The organism is Gordonia sp. NPDC003425 (assembly GCF_053588635.1).
On sequence record NZ_JBSFQI010000002.1, the window covers coordinates 147,847 to 164,041 of the forward strand.

Genomic DNA, 16,195 nt, shown 5'->3' on the forward strand with positions numbered 1-16,195 from the left:
GTCATTCCTCGTGTCGAATGCGGTGACGCGGACCCACATCACCCGCCAGGAGACCTGCGGCCGCCAGGTGTTCGATCAGGCCGTCGGTGAGCGGAAGTGCCCGCATCGTCTCGACGTCGAACCAGCCGGCGTCGGCGGCGTCGTCTCCCGCCGCGAGCCTACCGCCCACCGCATACCCGACGAAGTCGTGCACCTCGAACACACCGCCCCGCCCGTCCGGAATGTCGACCACCCACACCTGCGCGCCGACCTCGATCTCGATGCCGGTCTCCTCCAAGACCTCACGGATCACCGCATCGCGCAACGACTCTCCCGCCTCCACCTTGCCGCCGGGCACCGACCACCGCCCGGCCTGCGGCTCGCGTGCGCGCCGCACCAGCAGCAGACGTCTCGCCTCGTCGTGCACCACCGCGCCCACCCCGAGGATGCGACGGGTCACGTCTGCCCGCTCTCCAGCGACGACCTGATGCGACGGTCCCGGCTCGGCACCAAACCGTCGAGGGCGCCGGCGATCGCGCGGCGCATCGGTCCCGGACCGGACCCGTCGGCCCACGCCGCGAGCCCGTCCACCTGCCCGTCGGAGAGCAGATCGACGGCGCGAATCCGTTGGCGGGCAACCAGTTCTGCGGCATGCTCGGTGTCACGATAAACGATCACGCTGGCACCTTCGGGCGGCAGCGGCGACAGCCACGCATCGGGTGTGGCGATCCGCACGTCGGCCGGGAACAAGGCCAGCGCAGCCCCTCCCGCGCCCTCGCCGAGGAGTACGGAGACCGACGGCGTGGGCACGTCGATCAGATCGGCGAGGCAGCGCGCGATCTCGCGGGCCAGACCCGCCTCCTCCGCGGTCGCCGACAGTTCGGCGCCGGGAGTGTCGATCACCGTCACGACGGGGCGCTGCAACTCCCGCGCCAGTGTCAGACCGCGTCGCGCCACCCGCAGATCGGCGGGTCCGATGAGCTGACCGTGGCGCTGTGTGTACCGATCCTGACCGATCACCACCACCGGGTGTCCGCCGATCCTACTGAGCGCCAACCAGATCGGGCCTTGGCGGCCGATCACCACCGACGCCTGCGCGGTGAGCAGTTCCCGCAGGCCGGGACGGGCGGGATCGCGGGTGGCAAGCACCACCTCCCATGCAGACAGCGATGAGTGGGCCACCGGATCGTCGACGACGAGGGACACCGCGTCGTCTGGCGGTGCCATCAGCAACTCGACCACCCGTCCGGTGAGCGCAGCCAGATCCGACAGCGGTACCACGGCATCGAAGAGTCCGCGGGCCACCAGATTCTCCGCCCGCTGCACCCCTTCGGGAAAAGGGTTGCCGGACAACCCTTCATAGACCCGGGGACCCAGGAAGCCGATCAGGGCACCGGGTTCGGCCCAGGTGATGTGGCCCATCGAACCCCACGATGCGAACACCCCGCCCGTCGTCGGATGCCGCAGGTACACCAGATACGGCAGCCCCGCGTCGCGATGCGATTTGACCGCGCCGGTGATCCCGACCATCTGCAGGAACGCCGAGGTGCCCTCCTGCATCCGCGTACCCCCCGAGGCGGGCAATGCCAGCACTGCGAGGCGTTGCTCGGTGGCGCGACGGATCGCCCGCACCACCCGCTCGCCGGCCACGCGGCCGATCGAGCCACCGAGGAACCCGAACTCGCTGACCACCAACGCCACTCGCACGCCGCCCACCACACCGCTGCCGGTGATCACCGACTCGTCGACGCCGGTCGCCGCTTCGGCGCGCCGCAGGTCGGCGGCGTAGTCGTCGGAGACCGGACCCTGATCGGCGGGCACGTCCCACGACTGCCAACTCGCGGCGTCGATGACTGCCTCGAGCACCTGCGCAGCAGAAGGTCGGGTGGCCACGTGTCACCGTGAGTAGACGACGCGGGTGAACAGGAAGATGTCGGCCACCGATCGGCGTTTGCGGTCGACGACGACCCACAGGAGCCCGATCGCGAAGAACGTACAAATCAGCGCCCGGACCAGTGCCACCGACGGCCTAAGCCGATTGCCCTTGCGGGTCACCACCCGCAACCCCATCACCACACAGCCCAGGCTGCGACCGGACACCGCCCAGCACGACGCGAGGTAGGCCACCGACACCGCCATGAACACCGTAAACGTGAACAGACCGCTGACATCCGGCGCCGAGAAATGGTGCACGTTGTAGAGCAGTCGCGCCAGCAGCAGACTGACGTAGATGCCGCCCAGGATCGCCAGCACCGCCATGAGGTCCAGCAGCGCCGCGGCGCCCCGACTGACGATGCCCGCGGTCTTCTCCCGGTCGCGTACCGCATGCGCATCGACGATCACGCGCTGAGTCCGACGCCGCGGACGTGCAGGTCGGTCGATCGGCTCAGTCACGGCCGGGGTCCTCGTCGATCTCGGTCACCAGGGTCACGTCGGTGACGATCGGCCCAACCGGCCCGGTGGAGTCAGGTTCGGCGGAGTCAGGTTCGGCGGAGTCAGGTTCGGTGGGTGGGGTTCCGTCGCGCCCACGGCGCGCCCGTCTGCGCAGTATCCGCCCCACCAGGTCCGCGACGGCGTCGTCGGCGCGTTCGCTGCTGGAACGCACATCGGTCATCACGTCGGCGGTGACCGAGGTGCTGGCCTCACGGATGATGCCGGGCAGGTCGACGCCGTCGATCACCACGTCGGCGAGGCCGATCAGGTCGACCCGGTTGATCACCGCGTCGACGTCGACTCGCTCGATCGCACCGTCGAGATCCACCCGCGCCACCACCGCGTCGAGATCCACCTTGTCGAGAACGCGATCGACGTCGATGCGGTCGATGATGGCGTCGAGGTCGACCCGCGCGACTGCGGCGTCGAGATCCACGCGCGCGATGATCGCATCCAGGTCGACACTCGCGACGATCGCGTCGAGATCCAGGCGTGCCACGATGGCGTCGAGGTCGACGGTCGCGACGATCGCGTCGATGTCCACGTTGTCGACGACGAGTGCGGTGAGATCCACTTCGCTGGTGAAGGCATCGACCACCTCACGCACCAGGGCGCCGAGCCCCGACTGCGTGCCCGCGACGGCCATCGCGCCCGCTGTGCCGACCACGTCGTGCGCGGTCCGGCGCGCTGCGTGCACGGCACTCCCGGCGACCGGGATGTGCTCGGCGGTGTCGGCCAGCGCCGATGCCGCCCGCAACGGCAGACCCAGTAGCGAGCGACGGGTCGATTCCCGGCGCTCGATCGACCCCGGGTCGGCGTCCTCGCTCACCACCTGAGTATCTCACGCACCACCGGCCTCACGGTGGCCGAACAGTGCGGTCACGCGAACGAGGCACAACACACGGGCGGCACGACATACAGGCGGCACGACATACAGGCGGCACGACATACGAACGGGGTGTCGCCGACGATCGTCGGCGACACCCCGTTCGGTGTTCGCGTGCTTCCCCGGGCCCGCGGGAGCGGTCACCCGGGAATCATCACAGGTTCTCGTAGAGCTCCCGGGCCAGTGCGGCGGTCTCACTCGGCGTTTTGCCGACCTTCACACCGGCGGCCTCGAGCGCTTCCTTCTTGGCCTGCGCGGTGCCGGAGCTACCGGACACGATCGCACCCGCGTGGCCCATCGTCTTGCCCTCCGGGGCGGTGAAGCCCGCGACGTAGCCGACAACCGGCTTGGAGACGTTGGCCTTCACGTAGTCGGCGGCACGTTCCTCGGCGTCGCCGCCGATCTCACCGATCATCACGATGACCTTGGTCTCGGGGTCCTTCTCGAACGCCTCGATGGCGTCGATGTGGGTGGTGCCGATCACCGGGTCGCCGCCGATGCCGATGGCGGTGGAAAAGCCCAGGTCGCGCAGCTCGTACATCATCTGATAGGTCAGCGTGCCCGACTTGGAGACCAGGCCGATCGGACCCTTTCCGGTGATGTTCGCCGGGGTGATGCCCACCAGCGACTCCTCCGGGGTGATGATGCCGGGACAGTTCGGCCCGATGATGCGGGTCTTGTTGCCCTTATCCACGTTGTAGGCCCATGCGTAGGCGGTGTCCTGCACCGGGATGCCCTCGGTGATGACCACGAGCAGCGGGATCTCCGCGTCGATGGCCTCGATGATGGCGTCCTTGGCGAACTTCGGCGGCACGAAGGCGATCGAGACGTCGGCCCCGGTCTCCTTGATGGCCTCGGCGACGGTGCCGAACACCGGCAGCTCGACGTCGGACCCGTCCTTGGCCGTGTGGCTGACCGTGGTGCCTGCCTTGCGTGCGTTGACGCCGCCGACCACGTTGGTGCCCGCCTTGAGCATCAGCGCGGTGTGCTTGGTGCCCTCGCCGCCGGTGATGCCCTGGACGATGACTTTGCTGTCTTTGTTGAGAAAGATCGACATTGGTTGCGGCCCCTTACTTGCTCGCCAGCTCGGCGGCCTTGTCGGCGCCCGAGTCCATCGTTTCGGCGAGCGTCACCAGCGGGTGATTCGCGTCGGCCAGGATCTTGCGGCCTTCTTCGACCTTGTTGCCGTCCAGACGCACGACGAGCGGCTTGTTCGCCTCGTCGCCCAGCTTGTTCAGCGCGCCGACGATGCCGTTGGCAACGGCGTCGCACGAGGTGATGCCGCCGAACACATTCACGAATACGCTCTTGACCTGCTCGTCGCCCAGGATGACGTCGAGGCCGGCGGCCATCACCTCTGCCGAGGCGCCACCACCGATGTCGAGGAAGTTGGCCGGCTTCACGCCGCCGTGATCCTCACCGGCGTAGGCCACCACGTCGAGGGTCGACATGACCAGGCCCGCACCGTTGCCGATGATGCCGACCTGCCCGTCGAGCTTGACGTAGTTGAGGTCGTTCTCCTTGGCCTTGAGCTCGAGCGGATCGGTGGCGTCGCGATCCTCGAACTCCTCGTGGTCGGGGTGCCGGAAGTCGGCGTTCTCGTCGAGGGTCACCTTGCCGTCGAGGGCCAGGATCTGGTCGTCGGGCGTGCGGACCAGCGGGTTGACCTCCACCAGGGTGGCGTCCTCGCCGACGAAGACCTCCCACAGCTTGGCGATGGTCACCGCGGCGGCGTCGAGAACCTCCGCGGGCAGGTGGCCCTGCTCGGCGATCGAGCGCGCGGTGGCCACGTCGACGCCCTTGACGGCGTCCACGGGCACCTTGGCGAGGCGTTCGGGCTTGGTGGCCGCCACCTCTTCGATCTCCACGCCGCCCTCGACCGAGCACATCGCGAGGTAGGTGCGGTTGGCGCGGTCGAGCAGGAAGGAGATGTAATACTCCTCCGCGATGTCACTCGCCTCCGCGACGAGCAGTTTCTTGACGATGTGGCCCTTGATGTCGAGGCCGAGAATGTTGTCCGCGTGGGACTGCGCGTCGTCAGGGGTCGCGGCGAACTTCACGCCGCCTGCCTTGCCACGTCCGCCGGTCTTGACCTGTGCCTTGATCATCACCGGCTTGCCGATTTCCTCGGCGATAGCCCGCGCATCGGCGGCAGTGTCGGTCACCCGCCCGGGTGTGGTGGGAACCCCATGCTTGGCGAACAGTTCCTTCGCCTGGTATTCGAAGAGATCCATTCAGCTCACCATTTCGTCGGTTCGCCCGCTCGTGTTGGGTGTAACGCGGGCCATATCGGACTCTAAACCCGCCGGGTAACGGCTCAGAGAGGACCTCTGTACCTTGTGCGACAGATCACTCACTCAGTCGTGATGCGCAACTACTCGGAGCCGCGGCCGGCAAGGCCTCACCGATGGCCCACGACGGCCCCCAATCGGATCGGCAGCCGTGGTCGGATACACTGCTGCGTCGACGTCGGAGACGAGTCGGGCACGCGAAATCGCGTGCAACGGGCGGTATTTGACATCGCCAACGGAGTGTTCAGCACAGCGTGAACGCGGGCGGGATTTGTGACACAGTTCACAAATGCCGGGGAAATTCCGGCCGTCCGTTGGACTTGCCGCAATCGTTTCGTTACCGTCAGTCGAGCAGTCGGATCACAAAAGGGTCACAGATCGTTGCGGCCCCGGAGCGATCACGAAGTCACGAGATTGAGGTGGGCGAGTTGGCGGGACGTGGAAATGTCGGCGGGCAGGTGCTGACCGCACGCGAAGCCGTCCGACGCCACAACGCCTCAGTTGGCGAATTCGACGACACCGAGATGACGACGATCATCCCCATCGACGAACTCGAGTCCTACGATCCCGCCTCCGAGGGTGCCGCCGCCGTCGAGAACTCGTGGTCGCCGGCCACGTGGGAACCGTATTACCGGCCCACCCGCTCGGAGATCACCCAGGACATCCTCATCCCCGAGGGCGAGTTCGAGGCCTACGGCCTGCACGCCGACGATGCCGATCCGTTCGACGCGAACGGTGCGCGGCTGGATTCGTTCACCGACGAGGCGGGCCTGGGGACCACCCACAGCGGCGAGCTGGCTCTCGGCGACATCGCGGATACCTCTTTCCGCCGCATCCCCGATCCCGAGCGAGTCCGCACCCGCGGCAAGCATCGCATCGCGGCACCGCCGAACGCCTTGCGCGGTGGACGCGCGGCACTGGTGGCCATGGCGGCCGGAGCCGCGGTCGCGGCTGTCGCCCACGTGAGCAACACCGACGACGCACCCACGGTCGCCACGCCGGCCAACGCTGCCAACGTCGACCCCGCCGCGGGCGCCGTTCCCGATCTCGGACCGGGTATCGCCGCCTCCGACCCCACGTCGCAGGATCTGAGCACGTTCACCGACCAACTCGCGGTCGGCAAGCAGATGGCCGCCGCGGAGGCCCAGCGCGAGGCGCTGGCCAGCCGTCCCATGTTCGTCTCACCGCTCCCGCTGGGCAGCTACCAGTTCACGTCGGGATTCGCGATGCGCTGGGGCAGCTTCCACGGTGGCATCGACTTCGCCGCACCGCTGGGCACCCCCATCCACGCCGCCACCGACGGTGTGGTGATCGAGGCCGGCCCCGCGTCGGGGTATGGCAACTGGGTGCAGATCCGCGCGAACGACGGCACCGTCACGATGTACGGCCACATGGCGTCGTCCGGTGTACTGGTCCAGAAGGGCCAGCACGTCACCGCGGGCGACGTCATCGCCCTGGTCGGCAGCGAAGGCTTCTCCACCGGCCCGCACTGCCACTTCGAGGTGTGGAAGAACGGCACCATGAAGATCGACCCGGCACCCTGGCTCGCCGAGCACGGCGTCCGCCTCTCCGCCTACACCGGATAGGGCTTCCCCGCGGGCCGTCGACCGTGCCCACATCTCCGTCGACCGTGCCCACTTGCGAGTCGAGCGTGCCCACATCTCCGTCGACCGTGCCCACTTCCGAGTCGACCGTGCCCAAACCAGAGTCGACCGTGCCCATCTGCTCCTAGTTGGGCACGCTCGACGAAATTGTGGGCACGCTCAACCGGATTGTGGGCACGCTGAACCGAATTATGGGCACGCTCAACCGGATTGTGGGCACGCTCGACGGGATCAGAGTTTCTCGCCGGGAAGGCCGCCGAGGGTCATGAAGGTCATCCGGCCGACGCCGCCACCGAAATCGAACGTGATGCGTTCGGTGGGACCGCTGCCCTCGCGGGCCACGGCTTTACCGAGTCCGTACTTGGGGTGATTCATCCGGTCGCCGATGTCGTAGTGCACCTGCTTGTTGCGGCCACGCATCGGGTCCGACGAGTACGACGATCGGCCCAGCCGTCCCGTCGACCCGTCGCCACGTCCGAACACCCCGCCACTCGACCCGAGGTGGCGAGCGCTCGTCCGCTTGGGCTCGGTGCGCCGCCAATCCAGCAGGTGCTGCGGAATCTCTTGCAGGAAGCGCGATTCCGGGTTCGAAACCGGCTGGCCCCACGACGCGCGGGTCAGCGAGCGGGTGAGGTACAGCCGCTGTTTGGCACGCGTGATCCCGACGTAGGCCAGCCGTCGTTCCTCGCTGAGTTCGGCCGGATCACCCAGTGCCCGCAGGTGCGGGAAATGTCCGTCCTCCCAACCGGTTACGAACACAACAGGGAATTCGAGACCCTTGGCGGTGTGCAGGGTCATCAGCGTGACCACCCCGTCGCCCTCGTCGGGCACCTGGTCGGCGTCGGCAACCAGCGACACCTTCTCCAGGAACGCCGCCAGTGACCCGGGCTCCGGTTCCCCGTCGCTACCGCCGAGCGCCTCGTCGATCTCCTCGAGATCGTCGGCCGATTCGGCTGCCGCTGCCTCGGCACTGAATTCTGCTGCGACGGCGATCAATTCGTTGAGATTGTCGAGTCGCGCACCGTCCTGCGGATCGTTGGAGGCCTCGAGTTCGGCGCGGTAGCCGCTGCGGTCGACGATGGCGGCGACGAGCTCGCCGAGATCCGCGCCCTCCTCGGTGGCGTCGACCACGGCAACGTCCGCGTCACCCGATCCGGCAGCGCCGAATGTGGTCAGGAAGTCGCGGCGCAGTCCCTCGATCAGGTCGACGAACGCGCCGATCTGCTTGACCGCACGGGTGTTGAGCAACGCGACCTTGCCCTCGGCGCCGTCGAGCAATGCCTGATAGAAACTCACGCCGGTGTTCTCGGCGTGCACCGCCACGCACGCCTCGGCGCGGTCGCCGATACCGCGGCGCGGCGTGTTGAGGATGCGACGCAGACTCACCGCGTCGTCGGGGTTGGCGACCACTCGCAGGTAGGCCACCACATCGCGGACCTCCTTGCGCTCGTAGAACCGCGTTCCGCCGACCACCTTGTAGGGGATTCCGTGCCGCACGAACACTTCTTCGAGCGCACGCGAGCCGGTGTTGGTGCGATAGAACACGGCGATGTCGGAGTACTTGAAGGTCTCCGAGGACCCGCCGATCGTGTAGTCGGTGAGCCGCTCGATCTCGGTGGCGATGAACATCGACTCGTCGCGGTCGGAATCGGCGACGTATCCGACGATCAGCTCACCATCGCCCGAATCGGTCCACAGCCTCTTGTCGCGACGGTTGGGATTGCGCGCGATCACCGCGTTCGCCGCCGACAAGATCGTCTGGGTGGACCGATAATTCTGTTCCAGCAGAATGGTTTCCGCGTTCGGGAAGTCGCGTTCGAACTCCTCGATGTTGCGGATCGTGGCACCGCGGAACGCATAGATCGACTGGTCGGCGTCGCCGACCACGCACAATTCCGACGGTGCCACCGCCGACTCGTGCGCATCGCCGCTGCCCACCACCAGCTCACGCACCAGGACATACTGCGCGTGGTTGGTGTCCTGATACTCGTCGACCAGGACGTGCCGGAACCTGCGGCGGTAGTACTCGGCGACCTCCGGATGACGCTGGAGCAATGCCACCGTCTCGCCGATCAGATCGTCGAAGTCGAAGGCGTTGGCCCCGCGTAGCCGCCGCTGGTACTCGTCGTAGATCAGCGCGATGTTGCGTTCGGCGGGCTCGGCCTCCGCGGTGGCCGCCAGTGCGGCTTCGGGATCGACGAGTTCGTTCTTGTAGTTGGAGATCACCACGCCGACACCGCGCGGGCTGAACTTCTTGGGGTCGAGGTCGAGATCGCGCACGATCATCCCCAACAGCCGCCGCGAGTCGTCGGCGTCGTAGATCGAAAAGTTGGAGTTCCGGTGATCCAACAACGCCGACTGCGCGCGCAGGATGCGCACACAGGTGGAGTGGAAGGTGGAGATCCACATGTAGGCGGCGCGCGGACCCACCAGGCCGATCACCCGTTCCCGCATCTCGGCGGCGGCCTTGTTGGTGAAGGTGATCGCGAGCACCTGACCGGGCGTGACGTCGCGCTCGGCCAGCAGGTAGGCGATTCGCCGGGTGAGCACCGCGGTCTTTCCCGACCCGGCGCCGGCGACGATCAGCAGCGGCGGGCCGGTGTGCAGGACCGCAGCGCGCTGTTGCGGATTGAGGCCCTCGAGCAGGGCCGCGGAACGATCGTCACCGGACGGTGCTCGACCGCCGGGTGAGGAGTCACGGGTGGTACTGGTCATCGAGGAACAAGGCTACCCGCCGACCCCGACATCCCCCGCCGACGTCCCGCCCCGCACACCGCCGAGAGCCGCCGACACAACCGGGGGTATTCGGCGCGGCCCGTCATTCGGTGACCACACGGTCGGTATGCCCATGTCCGATTCCGTGCTATTCCTGATTCACCACTGCAGGCACGGTGGCAACCGACGCGGCCGAGAACCCGGGCCGATAGGATGTGCGCGCCGGGGTTTCGTCACGTTCGCGCAGGGCTGTGTACTTCAGCCGCCTGTGCCGCGCAGTCCCGGGGTGTCCACGGAACGCGAAGAGCGAGGAAACCGAACGATGAAGCAGTCCTCGAACACGATCCCTGCGGTGATCCTGGGGGTCGGCGGCCTCGCAGTGATCGTCGCATTGGTGCTGGCATTCATCCCGTTCGGAACCGACGGTTCGGCCCAGCCGACCGCGGCCTTCCGCGCACAGCACAGCCTCGACGACGTCGCGTTCAAGTTCGGCACCAGCGCCGGCGCCCGCTACACGGGCAAGCTCACCTACGCCTACGAGAAGGGCGCGACGCCCTCGACAGTGGATTTCACCAACCTGACGGTGACCTCGTCGAACAACGCCGAAGGTGCGATCACCGTCAACGGCAACCAGGCGCAGTACCGCCAGATCGGCAACAACCAGTTCGTCAGTGGCCCGGAGAGTTTCTGGACCGCGCTCCTCAGCGACACCCAGAAGGAAAACCTCGATCTCGCCCCCACCGACAACAAGTGGTCCAGCGCGCGGTTCACCACGCTCCCCTACATCGGCGGAATCCTCTCGCCCAGCCTGCTTGCCGGGCGCTTCGCCAACACCGAACTCGTCGATCCGCCCACCCTCGGTGCCGAACTGCCCGCTCCGTCCAAGGGGCTGCCCGATGCCCGGTTCTGGCCCACCTCCGACCCGCCGATCACGTCCCTGGGCGAGGGCAAGGTGCGTTCGGGCAAGTGGGAGGTCTCCTACGACGCGGGATCGAAGGGCATCACCCACGTCAAGGGCGAGTATTCCGAGGGCAGCACCGCCGTGTACACCGTCGACGCCGACGTGACCGCACTCAACAGCGACGCCGTCCAGAAGGTGTTCGCCAATGCGCGATCGATCGTCCCCGAGATCACCTCGGCACCGGCGCCCGGCCTGACCATGCGCAACCCGCTCGTCTCGTCGAAGCAGACCGGACCCTGTGACCCGTCGGGCTGCGGCTACGACATCACGCTCGGCGCCAACCCGGATTCCGATGACTCGCTCGGAGGTCACGTGAACTACGCGCTGACCGTCAACTTCGCCGTCAACAACAGTCCGCCGGGCCAGGTCGGCGGCTCGTGCAACCCGGTGGTGCGGGTCGACTTCGGCAAGACCAGCCAAACCCGCTGCGTGGCAACAAATCTGCCCAGTGGAGGCGGATCGATCCGGTCCAATCCCACGATCACCAAGTACCTCGCGTTCCTCGACAACGACGCGGAGTTCCTCAACAACCTGATCGACGACAACGAGAACTCCAGCAAGCAATCGGTCACCATGGTGCGCACCGGATTGAAGAAGCCCGGCGCCGCGGCGTACGCGAACTCGATCACCGGGCTCCCGAGTAGCTACGCCGTCAAGGAGGGCGACTACCTGTTCGACGGACTCGCACCGAACGACACCCTGCTGGTGACCTTCGCGAGCGGCTACTCCGATCACATCACCAACGGTGTCTTCGACCCGAATTGGGAGGGCACCAAGACGATCACCACCCAACTCGACGAGCAGGTGAAGGCCGCAGGCAAACGCGACATCTCCTACTGGGCGGCCGACAAGGACACCGAGGCCGCGCTGCAGACGTTGGTGGCCTCCACCGGCCACAGCGACAAGGTCACCGTGTATCGGCGCTAGTAAGCCCGGGCACGCTCGACGGGATTGTGGGCACGCTCAACGGGATTCCGGGCACGCTCGACCGAGATCTGGGCACGCTCGACGGGATTCCGGGCACGCTCGACGGGATTGTGGGCACGCTCGACGGGACCCGGCATCGGTTCCTAGCGCCCGAGGAGTCGGGCGTCGACCACTTCGCCGACGCGTCCGTCGCCGGTGTGCACGGCGAGACCCGGTGTGAGGGGCCGAATCCGGAGGTCGGTGCCATGACCCTCGAGCTGCACGTAGATCACGTGCAGACCCTGCGTCAGCGATACCGTCACCGGGTCCCCACCGGCCAGCGACATCTCGACCCGGCCATCGGCGGTGGCGCAGTAGCCCATCGCGATCGTCCATCGCCATTGGATCAGCGGTCCGTTGAACTCGAGGCGGGCCGGGCCGTCGATCTCCGGCCGGGCACAGGTGCCCGAGCCCGCCGGGAAGGTCCGTGCCGGGGTCACCGCGCCCGGCACGGCACGGCCCGAGTTGTCGAGCACGATCAGCTGATCGGTGCTGTCGCCGAATCGTGGGCGGTCGCGCACGCGACCGAACGTGTGGCTGATCTGGTTCTGCGGGTAGGCCACCGGGAGCAACACCTCCAACGGCAGCGACTGGTCGAACATCGTGCGTGACGCGTTGTCGGCGAGAGCGCGGCGGGCGTTGGCCAGATACGGCCCGGTGGGATCGTCGCGCCACGACGACGAGTACCCCGCCACCGAGACCAGCGACGACGCCAGCACCAACGCGCCCACCACCACCGACACCATGCTCAGGGGTCCCGGCCCGGGATTCGGCTGTCCCGGCGAGGGTGCAGCGACATGTCGGCCGCCGACCGTCGCTTCGGGATCCGGGCGCGTCCGACGGGCCGGAGCGGCGGCCAGCAAGGCGATCGCGATGGTCATCACCAGCGCCGAATCGGGCAGATACCGCATCGTCTGGGCGAGTTCGAGAGCGGTGTTGGCGCTCGACCGGTTCCACATCACCGGGATCTGCGCACCCACCACATACAGGGCGGTACCCACCAGCACCGCCGGGGCGCCCGCCCGGCGCATCACCGCCCACACCACCACCGCTGCCAGCATCAGCCAGCCGGCGATCACCATCCACAGTGGCGCGAATCCCATGGGCGGGCTGGGCACCCACCGTTCCCACTCCCACGGACCGCCGACCAGCGACGGCACCAGAGCCTTGTTGATCGACCGCCACACCAACTGGGCGGTCTGCGTGGCCGAGTGTGTGCCGGCGGTCGCGTCGGACACCGCGAAGAAGAGCACTCCCCAGGCCACGAACACCGCACCCAACGCCGTCCACAGCGCCCGACCCCGCGTGAACACCGAGATCGCCGGGCTGTTCGGCACCCGCGCCGCATCGGGCTCGGGCAGGTCGTCGGGCTCGGGCAGGTCATCAGGCTCGGGCAGGTCATCGGCCGCGGGCGCCGCATCGGGCTCGGTCCGGGCGTAGCGCGCGGCCAGCACGGCCACGACGAAGGCGACGGGCACGATGAACAAGGACTTCTCGAAGAACGCCAGCGCGACAACGAACACCACCGTCGACCGCACGACCACCATCCGTCGGCGCTCCGGCGGCACCCGCCCGCTGCACAGCAGCACCGCGTCGGCCACGATCCATGCCATCGCCGCCTGCATCGGCAACGAGTTGAGGCCCGCCGACCACCAGATGAAGGCGGGCACGGTCATCGGAGTGAAGAGATAGAACACCAACGCGGCCAGCGCTCCGAGATCGCGGGCGGTGCGGTGTGAACTGTCGGACCCCACGGTGTCGGCGATCACCCGGATCATCCGCCACACGGCCAGCGACGCGAGCGCCTGCAGAATCACCAAGGTGACGGCGGGCAGCACCCAGTTGACCGGCGCGATCACGGTCGACACTCCGGCCACCAGGAACGCCGCGGGCATGAAGTGGCCGTCGTGGCTGTGCCCGAGGTACTCCCACGACAGGATCGGCTCGGTGGAGGCGCGCCCGATCAGGATCAGGTCGTCCCAGTAGAAGTTGCCGGTGGCCACCAGCCACGCGCGAACCACCAGCTGCGCCACGATGAGCACCGTCGGGATGAGCACCACCAGCGGGGCGGAGGTCACGGTGCGTAACGCGCCGCCGTAGGTCGACGTCGTCGTCGGGCTGCTGGGCATGGCATCTAGTAGAACCGTCGCCACAGGTGCGTGGCAAAATCACCCCGGTGAGCGATGGCACCACGAGCGACGGCACCCCCAGCGACGGACCCGAGGCCGGGACCCCTTCGGGCGACGGGCATCAGGGCACCCCGGCGTCGTTCGCCGACACCATCGATCTGGACTACTACCAGCTCGGCGCCGATGTCAGTGGCCTCTCCGACGAGATCGACGTGCTGCGCGCGGAGATCGATCGGCTCGACGCGATCATCCTGGCCGCGGTGAAGCGTCGGTCGGCGGTGTCGAAGAAGGTCGGTGCCGCGCGCATGGCATCGGGCGGTCCCCGACTCGTGCACAGCCGCGAGGTCAAGGTCCTCGAACGCTTCGCCGACCTCGGGCAGGAGGGTCACACCTTGGCCATGCTGCTGCTGCGGCTGGGGCGCGGCCCGCTCGGACGCTGAGTTCGCCGGCACGTCATCCCCACGTCACCGGGGCGTCGAACACGAGCCGATGCACGCCGACGGCGAGAGCGCACTGCGGCGCGCCGCGTCCCACAAGGACATAGGGTGAAGCAATGAGCACCGACGTCACCGGCAGCGACCACGACATCACGGCGACCCAGTCCTGGCAGGCACTCGCGGCTCATCAGCCGCACGTCTACGCAATGCATCTCCGCGAGGTTTTCGCCGTCGATCCCGACCGCGGCGACGAACTGACCGTCGACGTCGGCGACCTGCACATCGACTACTCCAAACACCGGGTGCTGCGCGAGACGCTGGAACTGTTGTTCAGCCTCGCCCGCGAGGTGGGCCTCGAAGAGCACCGCGACGAGATGTTCGCCGGCGTCCACATCAACACCTCCGAGGATCGCGCGGTGCTGCACACCGCGCTGCGCCTGCCCGCCGACGCGACACTCGTCGTCGACGGACAGGACGTGGTGGCCGACGTACACGAGGTACTCGACGCGATGGGCACCTTCACCGACAAGCTGCGCAGCGGAGAATGGAAGGGCCACACCGGCAAAGCGATCACCGATGTCGTCAACATCGGTATCGGCGGCTCCGACCTGGGGCCGGTGATGGTGTATCAGGCGTTGCGTCACTATGTCGACGCCGACATCCGCTGCCACTTCGTCTCCAACGTCGATCCCGCCGACATGGTGGGCACGCTGGCCGACCTCGACGCCGAGACCACCCTGTTCATCATCGCCTCGAAGACGTTCACCACGCTGGAGACGCTGACCAACGCGGCCGCGGCCCGCCGGTGGCTCCTCGACGAGCTGGACGCATCGACCGACGCGGTGGCCAAACACTTCGTCGCGGTCAGCACCAACGCCGAGAAGGTGTCGGAGTTCGGCATCGACACCGTCAACATGTTCGGGTTCTGGGATTGGGTGGGCGGACGCTATTCGGTGGACTCGGCGATCGGGCTGTCGGTGATGGCCGCGATCGGGAAGGAACGGTTCGGCGAGTTCCTCGACGGCTTCCACATCGTCGACGAACACTTCCGCACCCAGCCGCTCGAACGCAACGCACCGGTCCTCCTCGGGCTCATCGGATTGTGGTACTCCAACTTCTGGGACGCGCAATCACGGGTGGTGCTGCCGTACTCGAACGACATGGCCCGGTTCGCGGCGTACCTGCAGCAACTGACGATGGAATCCAACGGCAAGTCGGTCACCGCGCACGGCCAGCACGTCACCACCGACACCGGCGAGATCTTCTGGGGCGAGCCCGGTACCAACGGTCAGCACGCGTTTTATCAACTGCTGCACCAGGGTACGAGGATGGTGCCCGCGGATTTCATCGGGTTCGCCAATCCCACCGACGATCTGCCCACCGCCGACGGCACCGGCTCGATGCACGACCTGTTGATGAGCAACTTCTTCGCGCAGACCAAGGTGCTCGCCTTCGGCAAGACGGCCGACGAGATCGCGGCCGAGGGCGTGGCCCCGGAGATCGTGGCGCACAAGGTGATGCCCGGCAACCGGCCGTCCACCTCGATCATGGCGCCCGAGCTCACCCCGTCGGTGATCGGACAGCTGATCGCCCTCTACGAACACCAGGTGTTCGTCGAGGGCACCGTGTGGGGCATCAACCCCTTCGACCAGTGGGGCGTGGAGTTGGGCAAAACCCAGGCAAAGGAACTACTCGGAGTGATCACCGAGGCGCAAGCGCCTGCCGCACAAGGTGATTCATCCACCGACGCGCTCGTGGCCTGGTATCGCGCACAACGCGGGCGCACCGTCTGAT

At 67.4% G+C, this 16,195-nt stretch carries 13 protein-coding genes; 4 read left to right on the forward strand and 9 right to left on the reverse strand.

The window, feature by feature from the left end; all coding sequences use genetic code 11:
• Position 1: 1 nt before the first annotated feature.
• The 6 genes from ACWDTD_RS03200 to sucC all read right to left on the reverse strand — a co-directional run bounded on the left by ACWDTD_RS03200 (position 2) and on the right by sucC (position 5,532).
• Positions 2-439 (reverse strand): NUDIX domain-containing protein, encoded by a 438-nt coding sequence (locus tag ACWDTD_RS03200; protein ID WP_449745618.1) that lies wholly within the window; start codon positions 437-439, stop codon positions 2-4.
• Complete coding sequence (locus ACWDTD_RS03205) at positions 436-1,872, reverse strand: carboxyl transferase domain-containing protein (RefSeq protein ID WP_449745619.1); 1,437 nt, start codon at positions 1,870-1,872, stop codon at positions 436-438. Before ACWDTD_RS03205 ends, ACWDTD_RS03200 begins: the two co-directional genes overlap by 4 nt.
• A 3-nt stretch (positions 1,873-1,875) precedes the next feature.
• The gene (locus tag ACWDTD_RS03210; protein WP_449745923.1) at positions 1,876-2,361 is read right to left on the reverse strand and encodes an RDD family protein; all 486 of its coding nucleotides are present in this window, start codon (positions 2,359-2,361) and stop codon (positions 1,876-1,878) included.
• Positions 2,362-2,365: 4 nt separating this feature from the next.
• Positions 2,366-3,241 (reverse strand): hypothetical protein, encoded by an 876-nt coding sequence (locus ACWDTD_RS03215; protein WP_449745620.1) that lies wholly within the window; start codon positions 3,239-3,241, stop codon positions 2,366-2,368.
• Positions 3,242-3,452: 211 nt separating this feature from the next.
• Positions 3,453-4,355 carry a succinate--CoA ligase subunit alpha gene (sucD, locus tag ACWDTD_RS03220; RefSeq protein WP_449745621.1) on the reverse strand — a complete coding sequence of 301 codons (903 nt, stop codon included), beginning with the start codon at positions 4,353-4,355 and terminating at the stop codon, positions 3,453-3,455.
• 13 nt (positions 4,356-4,368) lie between these two features.
• A complete protein-coding gene (gene sucC / locus ACWDTD_RS03225; RefSeq protein WP_449745622.1) occupies positions 4,369-5,532 on the reverse strand; it encodes an ADP-forming succinate--CoA ligase subunit beta in 1,164 nt (387 codons plus the stop codon).
• A gap of 476 nt (positions 5,533-6,008) precedes the next feature.
• Here sucC and ACWDTD_RS03230 point away from each other — a divergent pair, with 476 nt between their 5' ends.
• Complete coding sequence (locus ACWDTD_RS03230; protein ID WP_449745623.1) at positions 6,009-7,175, forward strand: M23 family metallopeptidase; 1,167 nt, start codon at positions 6,009-6,011, stop codon at positions 7,173-7,175.
• A gap of 249 nt (positions 7,176-7,424) precedes the next feature.
• Here ACWDTD_RS03230 and ACWDTD_RS03235 read toward each other — a convergent pair whose 3' ends face one another.
• Complete coding sequence (locus ACWDTD_RS03235; RefSeq protein ID WP_449745624.1) at positions 7,425-9,908, reverse strand: UvrD-helicase domain-containing protein; 2,484 nt, start codon at positions 9,906-9,908, stop codon at positions 7,425-7,427.
• Positions 9,909-10,230: 322 nt separating this feature from the next.
• Here ACWDTD_RS03235 and ACWDTD_RS03240 point away from each other — a divergent pair, with 322 nt between their 5' ends.
• Complete coding sequence (locus ACWDTD_RS03240; RefSeq protein WP_449745625.1) at positions 10,231-11,796, forward strand: hypothetical protein; 1,566 nt, start codon at positions 10,231-10,233, stop codon at positions 11,794-11,796.
• Here the strand turns inward: ACWDTD_RS03240 and ACWDTD_RS03245 are convergent.
• Positions 11,793-11,933 (reverse strand): hypothetical protein, encoded by a 141-nt coding sequence (locus tag ACWDTD_RS03245; protein WP_449745626.1) that lies wholly within the window; start codon positions 11,931-11,933, stop codon positions 11,793-11,795. The genes ACWDTD_RS03240 and ACWDTD_RS03245 overlap by 4 nt on opposite strands.
• Positions 11,934-11,939: 6 nt before the next feature.
• A complete protein-coding gene (locus ACWDTD_RS03250; protein WP_449745627.1) occupies positions 11,940-13,964 on the reverse strand; it encodes a hypothetical protein in 2,025 nt (674 codons plus the stop codon).
• 47 nt (positions 13,965-14,011) lie between these two features.
• On the opposite strand from ACWDTD_RS03250, the gene ACWDTD_RS03255 reads away from it, so the two are divergent.
• Together ACWDTD_RS03255 and pgi are read left to right on the forward strand one after the other, a co-directional pair.
• The gene (locus ACWDTD_RS03255) at positions 14,012-14,404 is read left to right on the forward strand and encodes a chorismate mutase (protein ID WP_449745628.1); all 393 of its coding nucleotides are present in this window, start codon (positions 14,012-14,014) and stop codon (positions 14,402-14,404) included.
• Positions 14,405-14,517: 113 nt separating this feature from the next.
• On the forward strand, positions 14,518-16,194 hold the full coding sequence (gene pgi / locus ACWDTD_RS03260) for a glucose-6-phosphate isomerase (RefSeq protein WP_449745629.1): 1,677 nt from the start codon (positions 14,518-14,520) through the stop codon (positions 16,192-16,194).
• Position 16,195 lies beyond the last annotated feature (1 nt).

Coding starts and splice junctions, on each gene's coding strand:
- sucD (WP_449745621.1), bottom strand. CDS start 4,355: ATGTCGATCTTTCTCAACAAAGACAGCAAAGTCATCGTCCAGGGCATC.
- sucC (WP_449745622.1), bottom strand. CDS start 5,532: ATGGATCTCTTCGAATACCAGGCGAAGGAACTGTTCGCCAAGCATGGG.
- ACWDTD_RS03235 (WP_449745624.1), bottom strand. CDS start 9,908: ATGACCAGTACCACCCGTGACTCCTCACCCGGCGGTCGAGCACCGTCC.
- ACWDTD_RS03240 (WP_449745625.1), top strand. CDS start 10,231: ATGAAGCAGTCCTCGAACACGATCCCTGCGGTGATCCTGGGGGTCGGC.
- ACWDTD_RS03245 (WP_449745626.1), bottom strand. CDS start 11,933: ATGCCGGGTCCCGTCGAGCGTGCCCACAATCCCGTCGAGCGTGCCCGG.
- ACWDTD_RS03250 (WP_449745627.1), bottom strand. CDS start 13,964: ATGCCCAGCAGCCCGACGACGACGTCGACCTACGGCGGCGCGTTACGC.
- pgi (WP_449745629.1), top strand. CDS start 14,518: ATGAGCACCGACGTCACCGGCAGCGACCACGACATCACGGCGACCCAG.